Origin of the sequence: Bariatricus sp. TF06-38A (assembly GCF_027690675.1) — a bacterium.
Lineage (GTDB): Bacteria > Bacillota > Clostridia > Lachnospirales > Lachnospiraceae > Allocoprococcus > Allocoprococcus comes.
In genome coordinates this window covers 41115-57287 of the sequence record NZ_JAQFCE010000005.1, presented here as the reverse complement: position 1 = coordinate 57287, position 16173 = coordinate 41115, and the positions used below count along the sequence as shown (strand labels likewise).

The window sequence follows — 16173 nt, the reverse complement described above, 5'->3', positions numbered from 1 at the left end:
GCTCACTGATGTAACCGGATTGTTCTATTGCTACGCAATTCCCATAATCCTCGAACACATCATAATAATAAAAATATAAATTTTTATGTATTTTTTGCACAAAAAAGTGGAAAATTTAACAGAAAAATTGTATAATATAAGACAGGACAAATAGGAAAGAGAGGATTCACTTATGAAGCAGAATAATATGCTTGCTATGATCTTGGCGGGCGGACGAGGAAGTCGTCTTCACGAGCTTACAAATAAAGTAGCCAAACCTGCGGTTTCATATGGTGGAAAATACAGAATCATTGATTTTCCACTTAGCAACTGTGCCAACAGCGGAATTGATAATGTAGGAGTCCTGACACAGTATGAGTCTATTTTACTTAACAGTTATGTAGCGGCAGGTCGCAGATGGGGGTTAGATGCCCAGAACAGCGGAGTCTATGTACTTCCACCGCGTGAAAAAGCGGATGCGGATCTGGATGTATACAGAGGAACAGCAGATGCAATTTCACAGAACATTGATTTTGTGGACATGTTTGCACCAGAATATGTACTGATTCTTTCCGGTGACCATATTTATAAGATGAATTATGATAATATGCTTGATTATCATAAAGAGACTGGAGCAGATGCAACAATCGCGGTCATTGAGGTTCCGATGAAGGAAGCAAGCCGTTTCGGTATTATGAATACGGACGATGAGGGAAGAATTGTAGAGTTTGAAGAGAAACCGGAGAATCCAAAGAGCAATCTGGCATCCATGGGTATTTACATATTCAACTGGAAGCTTTTAAGAAAGATGCTCCTTGCAGATATGAAAAATCAGGATTCCAATCATGATTTCGGAAAAGATATCATTCCGACTATGCTGAATGATGGAAGAAAGCTCTATGCATACAAGTTCAAAGGATATTGGAAAGATGTCGGAACAATTGATTCCCTGTGGGAAGCAAATATGGATCTGATCAATAGTAAAAATGAACTTGATCTGAATGATGATTCATGGAAGATTTACACAGAGGATACAACTGTGCTTCCTCAGTATGTTGGCCCGACAGCAGAGATTGAAAGAGCATTTATCAACCAGGGATGTGTGATCAATGGAAAAGTCAAAAATTCTGTATTGTTTACAGGTGCAAGAGTCGGCGAAGGTGCACAGATTATTGACAGTGTACTGATGCCGGGCGTTGAAGTAGAAGAAGGTGCAGTTGTAACAAGAGCGCTTGTGGCTGATGGCGTAAAGATTGGCAAAAATGCAGTTGTCGGATCAGCAGACAGTGAACATATTGAATTAGTATCAAAACGTGTTAAGGGGGATGAGTAATATGGCACAGGCATTTGGAATCGTAAGTTTTGCCGGCAACAATATCCGGGTAGGAGAGATGCAGAATTATCGTCCGGTTGGTGCTGTTTCATTCCTTGGAAGATACAGAGTTATCGATTTCCCAATCTCTAATATGAGCAACAGTGAAATCGAACATATTCAGGTTTATGTAAGAAGAAAACCGCGTTCTCTTACAGAACATCTTGGAACAGGCCGTCATTACAATATCAACTCAAAGAGTGGTCGTCTTCATATTCTTTATTCTGATTTTGCAAATGCAGAATGGAGTGTATACAATAATGACCTGGCGGCATATGAAGAAAATATGGAGTGTATTGAAGCTGTAAAATATCCATATGTAGTTATTGCACCAAGTTATATGATTTATACACAGAATTATGATGAATTACTTAAGACACATATTGAATCCGGTGCAGATATTACCCTGTTATATCACAGTGTGGATAATGCAAAAGAATACTATCTGAACTGTTCAACACTTAATCTGAACAAGCAGAAGGGTGTCCTTTCATTGGAACCGAACCATGGTAACGCGAAAAACCGTAATATTTTCATGGACACTTATGTAATGCGCAAAGATCTGTTTATGGAACTGGTTAAAAAGGGAAGAAAGATTTCTTCCATGTTCACACTTAATGATATTGTGAATATGGCATGCAGTGAACTGGATGTACGTGGAGTGTCACATCGAGGATTCTTTGCATCTATCACAGATTTTAAGAGCTACTATAATGCAAACTTATCACTGATCGATATGAAGAATGCAGTGACTTTGTTTGATAAGAATTGGCCGATTTACACAAGAACAAATGATTCATGCCCAACAAAGTATTATGAAGGAGCAAGTGTCAAGAGTTCAGTAATTTCCAATGGATGCCTGATCGAGGGTACTGTTGAGAATTCGGTAATCGGACGTGGATGCGTAATTAAGAAAGGTGCAGTTGTCAAAGACAGTGTTATCCTTCCGGGAGTTGTAATTGGAGAGGATGCACGGATTGAAGCGCAGGTAGTGGACAAGAGTGCAAGGATTGTCCATGCAAAGGAACTGATTGCAGATCCGGAAAAACCAGGATATGTAAGAAGAAACGATACTTTATAATCAAAAGAAATTCAACAGAGAGAAGAATGCCGGCTTGGGCAGACTTCTCTCTGTTTTTTGGTTTCATAAAAAAAGAGGCTCATAACGAACCCCTTTTGCTGCTTTGTAAAATTATAATCTATTCGCGTCCCATTTGTAAAATCGGGCTGATCTTTTTGTAGATCAGGAATACGATCAATGATACCAGGAAACCTTTCAGCAGATTGAAAGGTGCAACAGAAAGTAAAACAAAAGTCAGAAGACTGTTGATATGACTGTTGACTGCGGTTCCCATGGCAACCAGTGCGTCGATCGGCATATGGAATGCAACAGCGTATGCCGGAAGCAGAAGGTATGCATTGATAAAACATCCGACAATTGTCATAAAAACAGTTCCTGTTACCATACCGATGATCGCACCCTTGCGAGAATGTAACTTCTGATAAATCAGGGAAGCCGGAATACACATTGCACATCCGATCAGGAAGTTTCCGAGGTCTCCAACACCAGCTGTTGATGTACCTCTGATCAGGAGGTTCAACAGGATTTTGACCAGTTCGATCAAAGCGCCGGCTACAGGTCCCATGGTAAATGCTCCGACAAGGACCGGAACTTCACTGAAATCAATTTTGTAAAAGGTTGGTGCAAATGGAAGTGGAATATCAAATAACATCAGAACCATAGCGATTGCTCCGAGCACACCAATCTGTGCAATTACCTTTGTGCTGATACGTTTTTTTTCTTTCGTTGTTGTTTTTGGGTTTGTCATTACATCTGTACTCATTTTTTCTCTCCTTTTCTCTTGACATAATCAGATGAATTGAGGAGGAAAATCTTCGAAAGCCTATGCAAAAAAATCCCCGACGTAATACGTCGGGGGGATTATTTGCAAAATCACTTTTTCTTCTCTCATCCAGACTTTACTGTCGGTTTTGGAATTGCACCAAATCAGCTGTCAGAAATCTGACAGGTCGCGGACTGTAACCGCCGGTTGGGAATTCTGCTTATACTATAGCGATAAGAAGTCACCCTACCCCGAAGAATTTCCTTGTTCATTTGAACACATTATAGCGCAGGCGTATATAAAATACAAGTACAAGTTAAGAAAAGACAGTGTTTTTCTAAACCCGGAGTGAGCAGTAACGACTTGTTTCCAAAGATTCGGTATGATATAATCGGTGTGACTTAATCTGATATGGAGGAAAATGAATGAATATAAAGTTTGAAGTAAAAATGACAAAAAAAGCCATGTTTGATTTTATGCTCTATACTTCCTACACAAGCCTTAGTGGAATCGTTGGTGTGATTTTCGGTGGTGTAACACTGGTGCTGGGAATCAGACAATGCATGTTTGGAAGCTACAGTACAGCAGCAACGTTCTTTTTGTTTGCCGCAATTTTTCTGATCGGAAACCCACTTCATTTAAAAGCACGTGCGGCAGAACAGGTAATGCGCTCCCCGATGTTTCAGAAACCGATTAGTTATGAACTTAACGAAGAAGGAATCCGCATTTCACAGGATGAACAAAGTGTGCTTAATGAATGGGGAGATTTCCGGAAGGCAGTTTCAACCGGTCAGTCTGTAATTATATATGTAACAAAGGTAAGAGCACTGATTTTTCCAAGAGAATCCCTGGGAGAACAGTATGCGGCAGCAGTGCAGATGATTTCTACACATATGCCAGCCAAGAAAGTCAATATCAGACACGTCAGTGCAAATTAGGAGGCAGACCAGAAGATGATAATTGAAACAAGAAGTGCCAAAGAAACCTATGATCTCGGTAAGAAGATCGGGAGTCATGCAAAAGCAGGAGAAGTCTATACACTGGTAGGAGATCTCGGCGTCGGAAAGACCGTATTTACCCAGGGACTGGCAAAAGGACTGGGGATTGAAGAACCGATCAGCAGTCCAACCTTTACAATAGTCCAGGTATATGATGACGGAAGACTTCCGTTCTATCATTTTGATGTGTATCGGATTGGTGATATTGAAGAGATGGACGAGATTGGTTTTGAAGACTATGTATATGGAGACGGTGTAAGCCTGATCGAATGGGCGAACCTGATTGATGAGATTCTTCCGGCGAACCGGACAGAGATCACGATAGAAAAAGATCTGGAACAGGGATTTGATTTCCGCCGGATTACGGTAGAGAAAAGAGGAGAATAATATGCGCATTTTAGCAATAGACAGTTCGGGACTTGTTGCAACTGTCGCAGTAGTTGAAGAAGAAAACGAAATTTCCAAAACGATTGCAGAGTATACGATCAATTATAAAAAGACACATTCACAGACCTTATTACCGATGTTGGATGAAATCGTGAAGATGACGGATATGAATCTGGATACGATTGATGCGATTGCGGTAGCAGGAGGACCGGGATCATTTACCGGACTCAGAATTGGTTCAGCAACTGCAAAGGGACTGGGGCTGGCACTGAAGAAGCCTTTGATTCACATTCCGACAGTAGACGGACTTGCTTATAATCTGTGTTATACAGACAGGATCATTTGTCCGATCATGGATGCAAGAAGAAATCAGGTATATACTGGTATTTATCAGATGGACGGTGATAAACTGCAGGTTTTGGAAGCACAGATGGCAGTCGAAATCGATGAACTTGCCAAAAAACTTTGTACTTATGGAAAACCAGTGATCTTTCTTGGAGACGGTGTACCGGTGCATAAAGACAGGTTGGAGAAGGAATTGATGACGAATTATGATATTGCATTTGCACCGGCACATATGAACCAGCAGAGAGCGGCAGCAGTCGGTATGCTTGGAATTCAGTATTATAAAGAAGGAAAAACAGAAACCGCAATGGAACACAAACCGGATTATCTGCGTGTATCACAGGCAGAACGGGAAAGAGAAGAACGTCTGAAAGCAGAAAAAACACATGAGTAATAGAGATAACATAGAAATTACTTTGATAACAGAAAATGACAGAGAACGAATGGAACAGGTGGCGCAGATGGAAACAGACGTATTTCCGGATCCGTGGAGTTATCATGAAGTGAGATCAACTGTCAGACAGAAGCATACTTTTTGTGCGGCAGCAATGGAAGGGGATACCCTGCTGGGATATTTTCTGTGTTATTATGTTCTGGATGAATGCGAGATTGCAAGAATTGCAGTTGCTGAATCTGAAAGACGCAGAGGAATTGGACAGATGCTGTTTGGATTTATGGAACAGATCTGCCATGAAAAGCAACTGAAAAGAATGCTTCTTGATGTCCGTAAGAGTAATCAGACAGCGATTGCTTTTTATGAAAAAAACAAATTTGGAATCGATGGAGAGCGAAAGTTCTATTACGGAGGGAAAAATCCGGAAGATGCAATCCTGATGAGCCGTATGGTTTAGAAAATGGAAGAAATCGCAAGAATATACAAGACTTCCCACTGGAGGGCGTCAGTCTGTGACGTTATAATGTACCTGAACATAGAAAGAGCTGAAAAATGAAATGGCAGTCTTTTTTTGCAAAGATACTCAGGAGGAAGTAAGATGCGTAATTATAAAAAAATTCAGACAGAAAAAAATACAGTCACAAAGATTGTGTGCAATAAATGTAAAAAAGAAATCACAATAAAAAATGGAATACCGGAGGAAGAGATGCTTACAGTTGAAAAAAGATGGGGATATTTTTCGCACAAAGACGGAGAACTCCATCGATTTGATATCTGTGAGGAATGTTATGATACCTGGATAGCATCTTTCCAGATTCCGGTATATGGAGAACAGGAGTTAGAATGTTAGATGTATGTTTGCTTGGAAGCGGTGGAATGATGCCGCTTCCTTATCGATGGCTGACCGCACTTATGACAAGATATAACGGCAGCCAGCTGCTGATTGACTGTGGTGAAGGAACACAGATTGCGTTAAAAGAGAAGGGATGGAGTTTTAAACCGATCGATGTAATTTGTTTCACACATTACCATGGAGATCATATCAGCGGACTTCCGGGACTTCTTCTTACAATGGGAAATGCGGACAGAAAGGAACCGCTTACTCTGATTGGACCGAAAGGTCTGGAGAGAGTGGTGAGTTCTCTGCGAGTGATCGCGCCGGAACTGCCATTTGAAATCCACTATAGAGAAATTACAGAGCCAGAACAGATTTTTGAGATGGATGGATATCGTCTGAAAGCATTTCGTGTAAAACATAATGTGATCTGTTACGGTTATACGATTGAGATCGACCGTGCCGGCAAATTTGATGTGCAGAGGGCAACAGAACAGAAAATTCCGAAGGAATACTGGAAACATCTTCAAAAAGGTGAGACAGTAGAGCTTGACGGAAGAATACTGAAGCCGGAGATGGTCCTTGGACCACCTCGAAGAGGAATTAAGCTTACCTATTGTACAGATACAAGACCGACGGATTCTATCCGGAAGAATGCAAAAGGGTCAGACCTGTTTATCTGCGAAGGAATGTACGGAGAAAAAGAAAAAGCGGCAAAGGCAGTAGAATATAAGCATATGACCTTTTATGAGGCAGCAAACCTGGCAAAAGAGGCGGAGGTGGGAGAAATGTGGCTTACGCATTACAGCCCGTCCCTGCGCCATCCGGAAGAATATATGGATGAAGTGCGGGCAATCTTTCCACATGCGATCGCAGGAAAAGACCGTATGACAACAGAACTGGATTTCCCGGAATAAGCAAAGCAGTAGAGAGAAGGAAAAATATGGATACAGAGAAAAAGGATATATTAATACTGGCAATTGAAAGTTCCTGTGATGAAACGGCAGCAGCCGTTGTAAAGAACGGACGACAGGTGTTGTCAAATGTGATCTCATCACAGATAGATCTACATAAATTATATGGTGGTGTGGTTCCGGAAATCGCATCGAGAAAGCATATTGAAAAGATTAATCAGGTAATAGAAGAGGCTCTGGAAAATGCAGAGGTTACACTGGATGATATTGATGCAATCGGTGTAACTTACGGTCCGGGGCTTGTTGGTGCGCTTCTTGTCGGTGTGGCAGAAGCAAAAGCAATCGCATATGCGAAAAAGTTACCACTTGTTGGAGTTCATCATATTGAAGGGCACATTTCTGCAAATTATATTGAGAATCTAGAACTGGAACCACCGTTCTTGTGTCTTGTTGTGTCTGGGGGACATACGCATCTCGTATGCGTCAAGGATTATGGAACTTATGAGATTCTTGGAAGAACCAGAGATGATGCGGCAGGAGAGGCTTTTGATAAAGTGGCTAGAGCAATTGGCCTGGGATATCCGGGAGGACCGAAGATTGATAAGCTTTCAAAAGAGGGGGATCCAGATGCAATCCCATTTCCGCGCGCGCATATTGAAGATTCCCCATATGATTTCAGCTTCAGTGGCGTGAAGTCAGCAGTTTTAAACTATATTAACGGCTGCAAGATGAAAGGGATTGAATACAACCGTGCTGATATTGCTGCATCCTTCCAGAAAGCAGTTACTGATGTGCTGGTAGACAATGCAATGCATGCAGTAAAAGAATATGGACTTAATAAGTTTGCAATTGCGGGAGGCGTGGCGTCAAACAGTAGTCTTCGTGCAGCAATGAAACAGGCATGTGAAAAGAATGAAATAGAATTTTACTATCCGTCACCGATTTTCTGTACAGATAATGCAGCAATGATCGGTGTGGCGGCTTATTATGAATACATAAATGGAACCAGACATGGATGGGATCTGAATGCAGTCCCGAATCTGAAACTTGGCGAAAGATAGAGTGGGCGAACCACGAAATGCAGGTAAAAAGGAGAGAATAATATGAACAGGGAAAAATGTACAGCAGTAGTCCTGGCAGCAGGAAAAGGAAGCCGGATGGGTACAAAAATACAGAAGCAGTATCTGGAAATATGCGGAAAGCCTGTACTTTACTATTCTCTTGCTGCATTTGCAGCATCTCCGATTATTGATGAAATTGTTCTTGTGACAGGAGAAGGTAAGACTGATTATTGCCGGAAAAATATTATAGAAGCTTATGGAATCACAAAAGTTAATAAAATTGTGGTTGGTGGAAAAGAACGGTATGAATCTGTATATAAAGCACTAAGAGAAATAGAACCGGAAGGTTATGTCTTTATTCATGATGGAGCACGTCCGTTTGTTGATGAATCGATCATAGAACGAACTTACCAGGCAGTAAAAGAATACCGGGCATGTGTGGCAGGAATGCCATCGAAAGATACGGTAAAGATTGTAGATGAGAATGATTTCGCAGTAAATACACCGGAACGAAGATTTGTGTGGTGTATTCAGACTCCGCAGGTATTTGAGACTGCATTGATTCGTCAGGCATATTTTAAATTGATGGAAAATGAAGAAAATGAAAAAGGGATAACAGACGATGCGATGGTTGTAGAGCGTATGGAAAACTGTGCAGTAAAGTTGGTAGAAGGTTCGTATGAGAATATAAAGATTACAACGCCAGAAGATCTGATATTAGCAGAAAGTCTGATCAAAAAAAGAAATTGAAAAAAATTGGGAAAAGTCAAGAGTAAATGCGAAAAAAATTAAATAAATTTTATTAGGCCCCCAAAAGGGCGTCCATTTGCTCTTGAAATACTGCACTGGCTGGCAAAAATCCGAGGATCTTCCGCGGGTAGTTGTTCAGCCAGTTTGTTATTGTCTGGATCACTTCGGCGCCGATCTCGTCGAAGTTCGTCCCCTTTGGCAGCCAGCGGCGGATCATCTTGTTGAGGTTCTCGTTACTTCCGCGCTCGTATGAGCTGTACGGGTGGCAGTAGTAGCACTTCGTCCGGGATCCCTCCGCCAGTATGCTGCGCTCTATGCCGGGGCAGTCCGCAAACTCGCTGCCGTTGTCTACGGTGATCGTTTGGAACACGCGAGGAAAAAGCTCGCCCCATTCCTTTTCCAGATCGTCGAGGGCTTGCACTACGCTGGCCGCGCTCTTGTCCGGGAGCTTGGCCGTGATCTCGTTACGGGTGAGCCTCTCGGTCAGGACGAGGATCGCAGCCTTGCCCGGTCTGGCACTCACTACAGTGTCCATTTCCCAGTGCCCGAAGGTGGAACGCTCGCCGATTATCTCCGGGCGCTTTTCTATACTTTCGCCTTTCGGCGCGCGCTTCTGAGTCTGTACCTTGTGGTAGCTGCGCTTCTTGTCACCCTTGACCGGGAGGTTTTTGTTTGTGAGCCTGAGGAAGATCCCCTTCTCGATATAACTGTAAATGGTGTTTTTACTCTTGATCTCTGTGTTGAACTGGAGCCCTTGCGCCTTGATTTCTCCCAGCACGGCCTCCGGGCTGTACTTTTCGTCTGCGATCTTGGTTTCTATATATTCAGCGAGGCGGTGATCGTTTCCGATTTTCAGGTCGGCGCCTTTGGCCGCAAGGTTGGCCCGGTATTTCATTTCGCTGAGGTCTGAACTGTATCGGGTTTCCTCTGTCCAGTCACTATTCCGGTGCGTGTACTGTCCGCGCTGCAGCTCGCGGTATATTGTGCTAATATGCACGCCGACAACTTCCGCGATCTCTTTCGGAGTCTTGCCGTCATTGTTCAGGGTTTCGATCCGGATCCTGTCGGATTTACTTAAGTGTTTGAATCTTCTCATGGGTTTACCTCCAATATACAAAAAATGAGGGGCAGCCGAAGCCGCCCCCTTGAATGTGTGGTGCTTATTTCTCATACTCTGCTAAAAGCTCGGACGTTTCCGCGTCTGTCACTATATCTGAGAGTTTACAACTCAGCGCTTTACAGATCCGCAGCAGCGTGGAGAGTTGCGCCTTGCTTATATCCCGGTCGCCCTGTTCGTATTTCTGATACATTCGGACGTTTACCCCGGCGGCTTCCGCGAGCTGCGACTGGGAGAGGCCAGCGGCCTGTCTGAGCTTTTGCAGTTTTTCGTTTTTATAATTTACCTTTACCGTGATTTCCATGTGTCGGCCTCCTTCTTGACTTTGTTGTAGCCGGTGGATATAATAAAGGCGGTGGGTGGGAATTTCCCACCGCCGAACCTTTAGGACTGCTTAGGTTTTTGATTTGGCTTTATTGTTATCGTGATCCGTTCCACCGCTTCACTTCTTAAAGCCTTTTCGAGAACTTCGAGCAGTTCTTTTGTTTGCTTTTCTTTCTGTTCGTCCACCGTTGTGCCCTCCTTTCGTTCTTTCTGTTTTCCTCCTTTTTTCTTACTCAGGTTTTCCCTTACCTTGTAATATTATTATACACCCATAGGTGTATATAGTCAAGCTCATTTCCTTTATTTTCGCGCTTTTTCGCATAAAAAAAGAGGCGGTTTCCCGTCTCATTTTTCATATTCCAGCAGTGTGCAAACTGGCACGCCGAGCACTGTCGCGAAGTAGCTCAGCTCGAAGTCTGGCACAACGCGGTCGCCGGTTTCGATCCGGCTCACTGCTTTCTGGTTCAGATTCAGCCCAGCCAGTTGTAGCTTGGCGGCGAGCTGTTCCTGAGATATTCCCGCCTTTTCTCGGAGGGCCCGGATCGCAGGGCCGGAGGCGTTGCACGTTCCGTTCGTGTGCTTGTAGAGTTTCAAACTTTCACCCTCCTTTATCCCAAACATGACTGATAGCTTCTTGACTTTACCATGGCCGGGCGCCTATAATTATCCCAAACATGACTAAAAGCGAATAGACGCGAAAAAGAATTAGGAGGGCATGGCATGGTTGGAAAGAAGGGCCCGTTCGGCGGGTTTTGTAATTATGGAATTTTTGGGATCTGGGGAAAAGATCCGGGGACAGGAAAGAAAAAGTACAAAAAGGTGGACGCCGTTTCGGAAGCGGCAGCAGTAGAGAAGGCGGCGACTCTTGGCTGCGTGGATCCGCAGAGTGTCGAGGTGATCCCATTCCTCCCGCCGTCTGAAAAGCAGCAGCGGTACGCCGCAGATCTTGGCGTTCGTTTGCCGGAAGGCTGCACGGTTGTGGACGCCACCGCGTTGATCAGCAGGGCGGAGAGTGGAAACGATCCGGATCCTGCTCCCGGTCTTGTGGAGTATGCTCAGAGTTGTGGCGTTTGCTTTTCTACGCTGGCCGGAGAGGGCGGCTTGCTTGACTGTATGGTTTGCCAGCTTCCAATCAGGGAGAAGGCGATCCTTTTCGCCCATGCGGTTGCTGCCAGCGCGGCCGGTTCCGGTCTGGTGGATCCTCGAAAAACTCCGCAGTATTTGAAGTTTTGCCAGTTTGCCGATCAGGTGGCGGCGGATCCCGCTCTTGCGAAGTCGGTAGAGGGCCGCGATCGCTACGACTTCCAGAAGCCAAACACGAGATCGAAGGCATACAAGGCGGCGCTGGCCTGCTTATAAAAAATAGCCCGGTAGGAGATAACACTCCCGCCGGGCTTTCTTTATGTCCTGAACATGTCAGGGGCCTATTCTGTTTTAGATTCAGCGGCCGGAGCTTCGGCTGCGAGCTGCTGCACCGCAGTAGTGGCGATCGTTGCCGCTACGCTTGCCGCGGTTGTTGCTGCGTCGGCCGTTGCTGCCTTGATCTGGGACTCGCTGGCGGCCTTGGTTTCTCTGCATACCTGCTCGATCTTGGTTTCGAGCCATGCGTCGAAGTCGCCGTAAATCTCACGGAGGGCGGCCACGGTTGTGTCGCCGAGGATCTCCAGCGTCTTGTTTTTGGACTTCTCGAAGGCTTCGAGCTGCTTCTCTTTGGTGAATTTGCCCTCGGCTTTCAGTGAGTCCGCGAACGTCTGGGCCGTGTAGGCCACGGCCTGAGCTACGGCGTCCACTGCCATGTTCATGTATTTGGTGGCTGTCTCATTGTCCAGATCTTTCTCGATCTGGGCTGTCTGGCGTTTGAGCAGCGCCACGAGGTAGGCGCCACCGGCAGTAATGAGCAGGCAGAGGATCGGCGTCGCTGCGTTGAGGATCTGAGTCATAGCTTCGTTCATGGTGTTGGTTCTCCTTTCTGTTTTCTCCCGGATAGTACGGGCAGTTTTTACAGTCTGCTGCGTCGCACGGTGAGCCGTCCCACTCCACGAGGGAGCGGATCCAGATCACATGGACGGCCATGGCCACGATCAGCAGCAGGACACTGGCAGCCGTGCTCATTTTGAGACGTTGGCCGCGTCCACCCAGCCGTAGACATTGGACTGGCTGTCAGTGTGTACGATATGGTACGGGTGCTTTGCGCCCTTCACAATTCTGGTGACTTTGGCCGGGCCAGCTTTCGGAGATCCGGCAGCAGTTGAAGCTGCAGCGCTTCCGTAGTGAGGGCCACCAGAGAACTGAACCACGTCGCCGACTTTGATCTCAGAGCTTGCAGATCCGGCAGCGTTTCCGCCGTCGGTCGTTACGATTGCGTCGAAGTCCTTCGCTTTCAGCTTTTTGACTTCGGCGTCGGCGTTTTCTTTCTTGGAGTAGGCGCCGGTCTGTACCTTGTAGAAGCCGCCGGACTGTTTGAGAATGGCGTCAAAACCGGCAGCCTTCACCTTTTTGAGCTGAGCGTCGGCGTTTGCTTTCTGCTTATAGGCGCCGGTCTGGACGTAGTATTTCACGCCGGAACCGCCGGACGGGGTATTATTTCCGCCGGAGTTGCCGGAGTCAGTAGAGCCGAGCAGTGCGTTGATTCTGTCGGCGAGCTCCCCATATCTGGAATAAAGCCAGTCGCCGGGGCACGATTTATTTGCGAACCAGCGGTGCGCGGTGAGGACGATCTCGTTCGCCTTCGGCTCGTATGCGAGAGCCTCCTCCTTGCTGCCGAGCCAGAGCACCTTCGTTTTTCCGTTTCTCTTGCAGATGTCAGCGCAGAGCTTGATCAGTTTCTCATAAACTGCGGATTTCATGGCGTATGGTTCGGCCTTATCGCTGGCGCACTCGATCGTGATCGCTCTCTGGTCGTTTGCGTTGCTGGAGCTGCACCAGCTCCGGTTGCACTCGTCCACGATCAGGCAGACGCGGCCGTCGTACCCGATCCCGTAGTTGCAGCTTGCGTCCCTGCCTTTAGGGAAGCAGGCACCGATCGTTTCGGCAGATAACTGGCCGACTACGCAGTGCGGTGTCAGGCGGTCGATCGAGTGGGTTCTCTTTCCGCTGTGGTTAGGGCTGTAAACTGTGCAGTCCACTAATGAACTATTGCTCATGGTTTTACCTCCTTGTGTGTTGTTGGTTGTCTTGGTTGCGTATTTATTGAAGTAGGTCTGCCCGTAGCTGGCCCGCTTTGTCTGGACGCTGGCGCTCTGATCCTTTGGCTGTTCATATTTGAGTAGCACGGCGTCGGAAGCCTGTCTCACGCTGGTGGCTTTTTTCAGTACGGCCAGCACCGTGGCGTAGCTTTCGGCGAGTTCTTTCCAGAGGAAGCCGAGCTGAGTTTCCAGATCTCCGATCGAGGCACCGGTAGCCTTGACATAATTCAGGAGTGCCTCCTTGCGGCTCCAGAATGTCCACTGTGCGAGGCCGTAGCCTGCGGAGTCATGCACGAAGCCGGTATACTTTCCGGAGTCCACCGCGTCGGTGTAGTCGTCGTCCGTATAGCCGAGTTTTTTCTCGTAGGTGTTCTGGAGGTTGTGAGGGTTGAGCCCGCTCTCCGCGAACAGGTTCCCCATGAGTCCGGCGGCCCCGTATGAGTTCAGGCCCTTGCCGGTGAGGAAATTCCAGATCTTTTCCTCGTTGTTTTTTCCAGTGAGTGACATGTTCCACCTCCTTAGAAGTCGTTGAAGTTGTCCGCCTCTGGCTGCACGCCGTTGGCGTTCATCAATTTGATTTTGTTTTCAGCCTTGGCCTTCGTGTAGTAAAAACCGGTCGCGCTCGCCATTTCAGCGAACACGGCCGGGATCAGGTAGGCGAGGGCTGAGGTGTCCATGGTGGAGTAAATAATCCAGCAGGAAAAAACGGTAATTAAGATCGTCACGATTGAAACGCCGCAGAAAATAATTTTTGAAAATTCCACCTTTTTGCTGGTGGCTGCAGCCTCTCTCATTCGTTTGATCTGCTTCCGGAGCCGACGGTTTTCGGCTGTCAGCTCTCGGATCCGTTCCTCTGGATCTGTTTCGGTTTCTACCGGTTCCAGTGTTTCCTCAGTCATGGTGTCACCTCCTTAGCTTTCATAAATAGATTCGATCCCCTGCCTTGTCAGGAAGTCCTTCTGCTCATGTTTGACCTTGGCGGCATAGTCGAGGGCCGCGTGCATATCACCGTTGCAGTGGGCGTCCGGGATCCGCTGCACGGCTCTGGCTGTGGCTTCTCCGAGGGCGATCGCGGCGTTCACTCCCTGCACTAAAAAAAGCTCCTGTTGTTCGTGGAGCTTTTCGCGCTTGTCCTGAGCTTCTCGTCGCTGTTTTTCTTCTTCCTCCAGTTTCTTGCTCTGTTTCTGGATTTTCTGCTCGATACACCAGAAGCAGAACCCAGTGATCGCCGAAGGAAGGCAGGCGATCAAAACTGATTCAATTCCCATTGTGTCACCTCCTGCGGCAGCTCTATGTCTGCCATTTCTTTGCGTTTGAAAATAATATTTTTCTCGATCCATTTCTGGAGCCCGTGAGTGGAGCAGTGGCTCATAAGTCCGAAGTAGCTCTGCATGGTCGCGTCTACCGCGTCGAAGTCGATCAGCCCGGCCTTATACTCTTTTGCTATGTAGCGCATACGTGCCTTCATTTTCTTGACCGACTGAGCTGTCGGTTTGCGGTACCCCGGATAGATTCGGCAGCCCACGAAGGTGATCCCGTGCTTGACGAGTCCGATCGTGGTTTTGCTGTTCAATTCGAGGTGCAGGACTTCGTTCAGATACTTCTCGATCGCAGCTCTCCACCGGTTCAGTGTGGCCGCGTCAGGATAGAGCAGCGCCATGTCGTCCATGTATCTGTCGTAAAAATGGGCTTTCAGCTCGTGCTTGATATACTGATCCAGCTCATTGAGGCAGACGTTCGCGAGTAGCTGGCTCGTTAGGTTTCCGATCGGCATACCTACCTCGAACAGTCTTTCAGACGGCGGGATCTCGTCGGCGGACTTTCCCGGAGGCAGTCCGAAGGGCGTATGGTCGCAATTTATAATCGTTTCCATAAGCCAGAGGTAGCCGTCCTCGTTCGGGAACTTCCGGCGGAGTATGTCGAGCAGTACCCTGTGATCCACCCGGTAAAAATACTTTGATACATCCAGTTTCAGGTAGTACCATTTGCCCGGCTTTCGATCCACGAGCGTGCACCAGTATTGAAGCCGGTCGGCTGCTCTGGTGGTTCCTTTTCCCACCCTGCACCCGTAGCTGTGGTATATCATGCCATTGTCGAGGTACTGGTTTGTCTGGAGATAGATCGCCCACTGCACGACACGATCCCGGAAGCCCAGAGCCATGACGAGCCGTTTCTTCGGTTCATGGACGTAGAACTGCCGGTACCGGCCCACTTTGTAGGTGTGCCAGATCAAGTCGTTTTGTATGCTGATCAGGTTTTCCTCCAGATTCGCCGCGAAGGCGGTCACGTCGTTGCGGTACCACTTCTCGCTTGCTGCCTCGTGGTATGCGTCCAGAAGATTCTCCCACGAGTATATTCTCTCCAGAAGGGAGGGCTGGTTTCTTGGATCCATGTCCTCGTTCCTCCTTGTGTTGTCATAATAATGGCCCGCGTGTGACAATCCTTGGCGAGATCTTTCCGCTATGGCAGCCACGCCATAGGATCCGGATCTGCCTTCTGTCCGCATAGCAGACAACGGCCAGCCTGCGCGGTTTGCTCGGTGTCCCCGGTGGCCTCCACCGGCAGAGCAGCACGAGCGTGTATCTTTGGCCTTGTCGGCCGGGAAATGCATCCCTTTTGCCTTGGCGTTTCTGCTGGGCCTTGGCCCTCAGAAAATAAACAAATAAGG

21 protein-coding genes and 1 riboswitch are annotated in these 16173 nt (G+C 47.0%); of the genes, 11 read left to right on the top strand and 10 right to left on the bottom strand.

All coding sequences use genetic code 11. The annotated features are described in order from the left end of the window. The first annotated feature begins 172 nt into the window (after positions 1-172). The gene (locus PG418_RS06425; RefSeq protein WP_008373659.1) at positions 173-1312 is read left to right on the top strand and encodes a glucose-1-phosphate adenylyltransferase; all 1140 of its coding nucleotides are present in this window, start codon (positions 173-175) and stop codon (positions 1310-1312) included. Between the two features lies 1 nt (position 1313). Then, positions 1314-2432, top strand: coding sequence for a glucose-1-phosphate adenylyltransferase subunit GlgD (gene glgD / locus PG418_RS06420; protein ID WP_055247566.1), 1119 nt, complete (start codon positions 1314-1316; stop codon positions 2430-2432). A gap of 118 nt (positions 2433-2550) precedes the next feature. Here glgD and PG418_RS06415 read toward each other — a convergent pair whose 3' ends face one another. Next, the gene (locus PG418_RS06415; protein WP_498837239.1) at positions 2551-3195 is read right to left on the bottom strand and encodes an ECF transporter S component; all 645 of its coding nucleotides are present in this window, start codon (positions 3193-3195) and stop codon (positions 2551-2553) included. Between the two features lie 113 nt (positions 3196-3308). Continuing rightward, a riboswitch (FMN riboswitch) is annotated at positions 3309-3458 on the bottom strand. Between the two features lie 162 nt (positions 3459-3620). Here PG418_RS06415 and PG418_RS06410 point away from each other — a divergent pair. From PG418_RS06410 to ispD, 8 genes are all read left to right on the top strand, one after another. Then, positions 3621-4133, top strand: coding sequence for a YcxB family protein (locus PG418_RS06410; protein ID WP_055247568.1), 513 nt, complete (start codon positions 3621-3623; stop codon positions 4131-4133). A gap of 15 nt (positions 4134-4148) precedes the next feature. Further along, a complete protein-coding gene (tsaE, locus tag PG418_RS06405) occupies positions 4149-4580 on the top strand; it encodes a tRNA (adenosine(37)-N6)-threonylcarbamoyltransferase complex ATPase subunit type 1 TsaE (RefSeq protein WP_022220008.1) in 432 nt (143 codons plus the stop codon). 1 nt (position 4581) lies between these two features. Then, positions 4582-5319 (top strand): tRNA (adenosine(37)-N6)-threonylcarbamoyltransferase complex dimerization subunit type 1 TsaB, encoded by a 738-nt coding sequence (gene tsaB / locus PG418_RS06400; RefSeq protein WP_008373668.1) that lies wholly within the window; start codon positions 4582-4584, stop codon positions 5317-5319. Continuing rightward, complete coding sequence (rimI, locus tag PG418_RS06395; RefSeq protein ID WP_055247571.1) at positions 5312-5776, top strand: ribosomal protein S18-alanine N-acetyltransferase; 465 nt, start codon at positions 5312-5314, stop codon at positions 5774-5776. The genes tsaB and rimI overlap by 8 nt, the downstream gene beginning before the upstream one ends. Positions 5777-5917: 141 nt before the next feature. Beyond that, positions 5918-6169, top strand: coding sequence for a hypothetical protein (locus tag PG418_RS06390; protein WP_055158650.1), 252 nt, complete (start codon positions 5918-5920; stop codon positions 6167-6169). After that, entirely contained in the window at positions 6163-7071 is a 909-nt protein-coding gene (locus PG418_RS06385; protein WP_117559249.1) for a ribonuclease Z, read from the top strand. The genes PG418_RS06390 and PG418_RS06385 overlap by 7 nt, the downstream gene beginning before the upstream one ends. Positions 7072-7097: 26 nt before the next feature. Then, positions 7098-8129, top strand: coding sequence for a tRNA (adenosine(37)-N6)-threonylcarbamoyltransferase complex transferase subunit TsaD (gene tsaD, locus PG418_RS06380; RefSeq protein ID WP_008373677.1), 1032 nt, complete (start codon positions 7098-7100; stop codon positions 8127-8129). Between the two features lie 42 nt (positions 8130-8171). Then, on the top strand, positions 8172-8879 hold the full coding sequence (gene ispD / locus PG418_RS06375; protein ID WP_498837238.1) for a 2-C-methyl-D-erythritol 4-phosphate cytidylyltransferase: 708 nt from the start codon (positions 8172-8174) through the stop codon (positions 8877-8879). A 52-nt stretch (positions 8880-8931) separates the two neighbouring features. On the opposite strand, the gene PG418_RS06370 is transcribed toward ispD, so the two are convergent. From PG418_RS06370 to PG418_RS06355, 4 genes are all read right to left on the bottom strand, one after another. Then, entirely contained in the window at positions 8932-9975 is a 1044-nt protein-coding gene (locus PG418_RS06370) for an IS30 family transposase (protein ID WP_498837237.1), read from the bottom strand. 64 nt (positions 9976-10039) lie between these two features. Beyond that, on the bottom strand, positions 10040-10300 hold the full coding sequence (locus tag PG418_RS06365) for a helix-turn-helix domain-containing protein (protein WP_004220730.1): 261 nt from the start codon (positions 10298-10300) through the stop codon (positions 10040-10042). A gap of 80 nt (positions 10301-10380) precedes the next feature. Continuing rightward, on the bottom strand, positions 10381-10506 hold the full coding sequence (locus PG418_RS06360) for a hypothetical protein (RefSeq protein WP_004220727.1): 126 nt from the start codon (positions 10504-10506) through the stop codon (positions 10381-10383). 159 nt (positions 10507-10665) lie between these two features. After that, a complete protein-coding gene (locus PG418_RS06355; protein WP_009299062.1) occupies positions 10666-10914 on the bottom strand; it encodes a helix-turn-helix domain-containing protein in 249 nt (82 codons plus the stop codon). Between the two features lie 126 nt (positions 10915-11040). Here PG418_RS06355 and PG418_RS06350 point away from each other — a divergent pair, with 126 nt between their 5' ends. Next, complete coding sequence (locus PG418_RS06350) at positions 11041-11679, top strand: hypothetical protein (protein WP_118043803.1); 639 nt, start codon at positions 11041-11043, stop codon at positions 11677-11679. A gap of 65 nt (positions 11680-11744) precedes the next feature. Here PG418_RS06350 and PG418_RS06345 read toward each other — a convergent pair whose 3' ends face one another. From PG418_RS06345 to PG418_RS06325, 5 genes are all read right to left on the bottom strand, one after another. Further along, positions 11745-12272: a hypothetical protein gene (locus PG418_RS06345; protein WP_005933351.1), complete on the bottom strand. Its 528-nt coding sequence runs from the start codon at positions 12270-12272 to the stop codon at positions 11745-11747. Between the two features lie 156 nt (positions 12273-12428). Then, entirely contained in the window at positions 12429-14012 is a 1584-nt protein-coding gene (locus PG418_RS06340; RefSeq protein WP_498837236.1) for a phage tail tip lysozyme, read from the bottom strand. Between the two features lie 11 nt (positions 14013-14023). Beyond that, on the bottom strand, positions 14024-14404 hold the full coding sequence (locus PG418_RS06335; protein ID WP_055236818.1) for a hypothetical protein: 381 nt from the start codon (positions 14402-14404) through the stop codon (positions 14024-14026). A 12-nt stretch (positions 14405-14416) separates the two neighbouring features. After that, positions 14417-14773, bottom strand: a complete 357-nt coding sequence (locus PG418_RS06330) for a serine/threonine protein kinase (RefSeq protein WP_118043805.1) — start codon at positions 14771-14773, stop codon at positions 14417-14419. After that, the gene (locus tag PG418_RS06325) at positions 14752-15897 is read right to left on the bottom strand and encodes a reverse transcriptase domain-containing protein (protein ID WP_498837235.1); all 1146 of its coding nucleotides are present in this window, start codon (positions 15895-15897) and stop codon (positions 14752-14754) included. Before PG418_RS06325 ends, PG418_RS06330 begins: the two co-directional genes overlap by 22 nt. Positions 15898-16173: the final 276 nt, after the last annotated feature.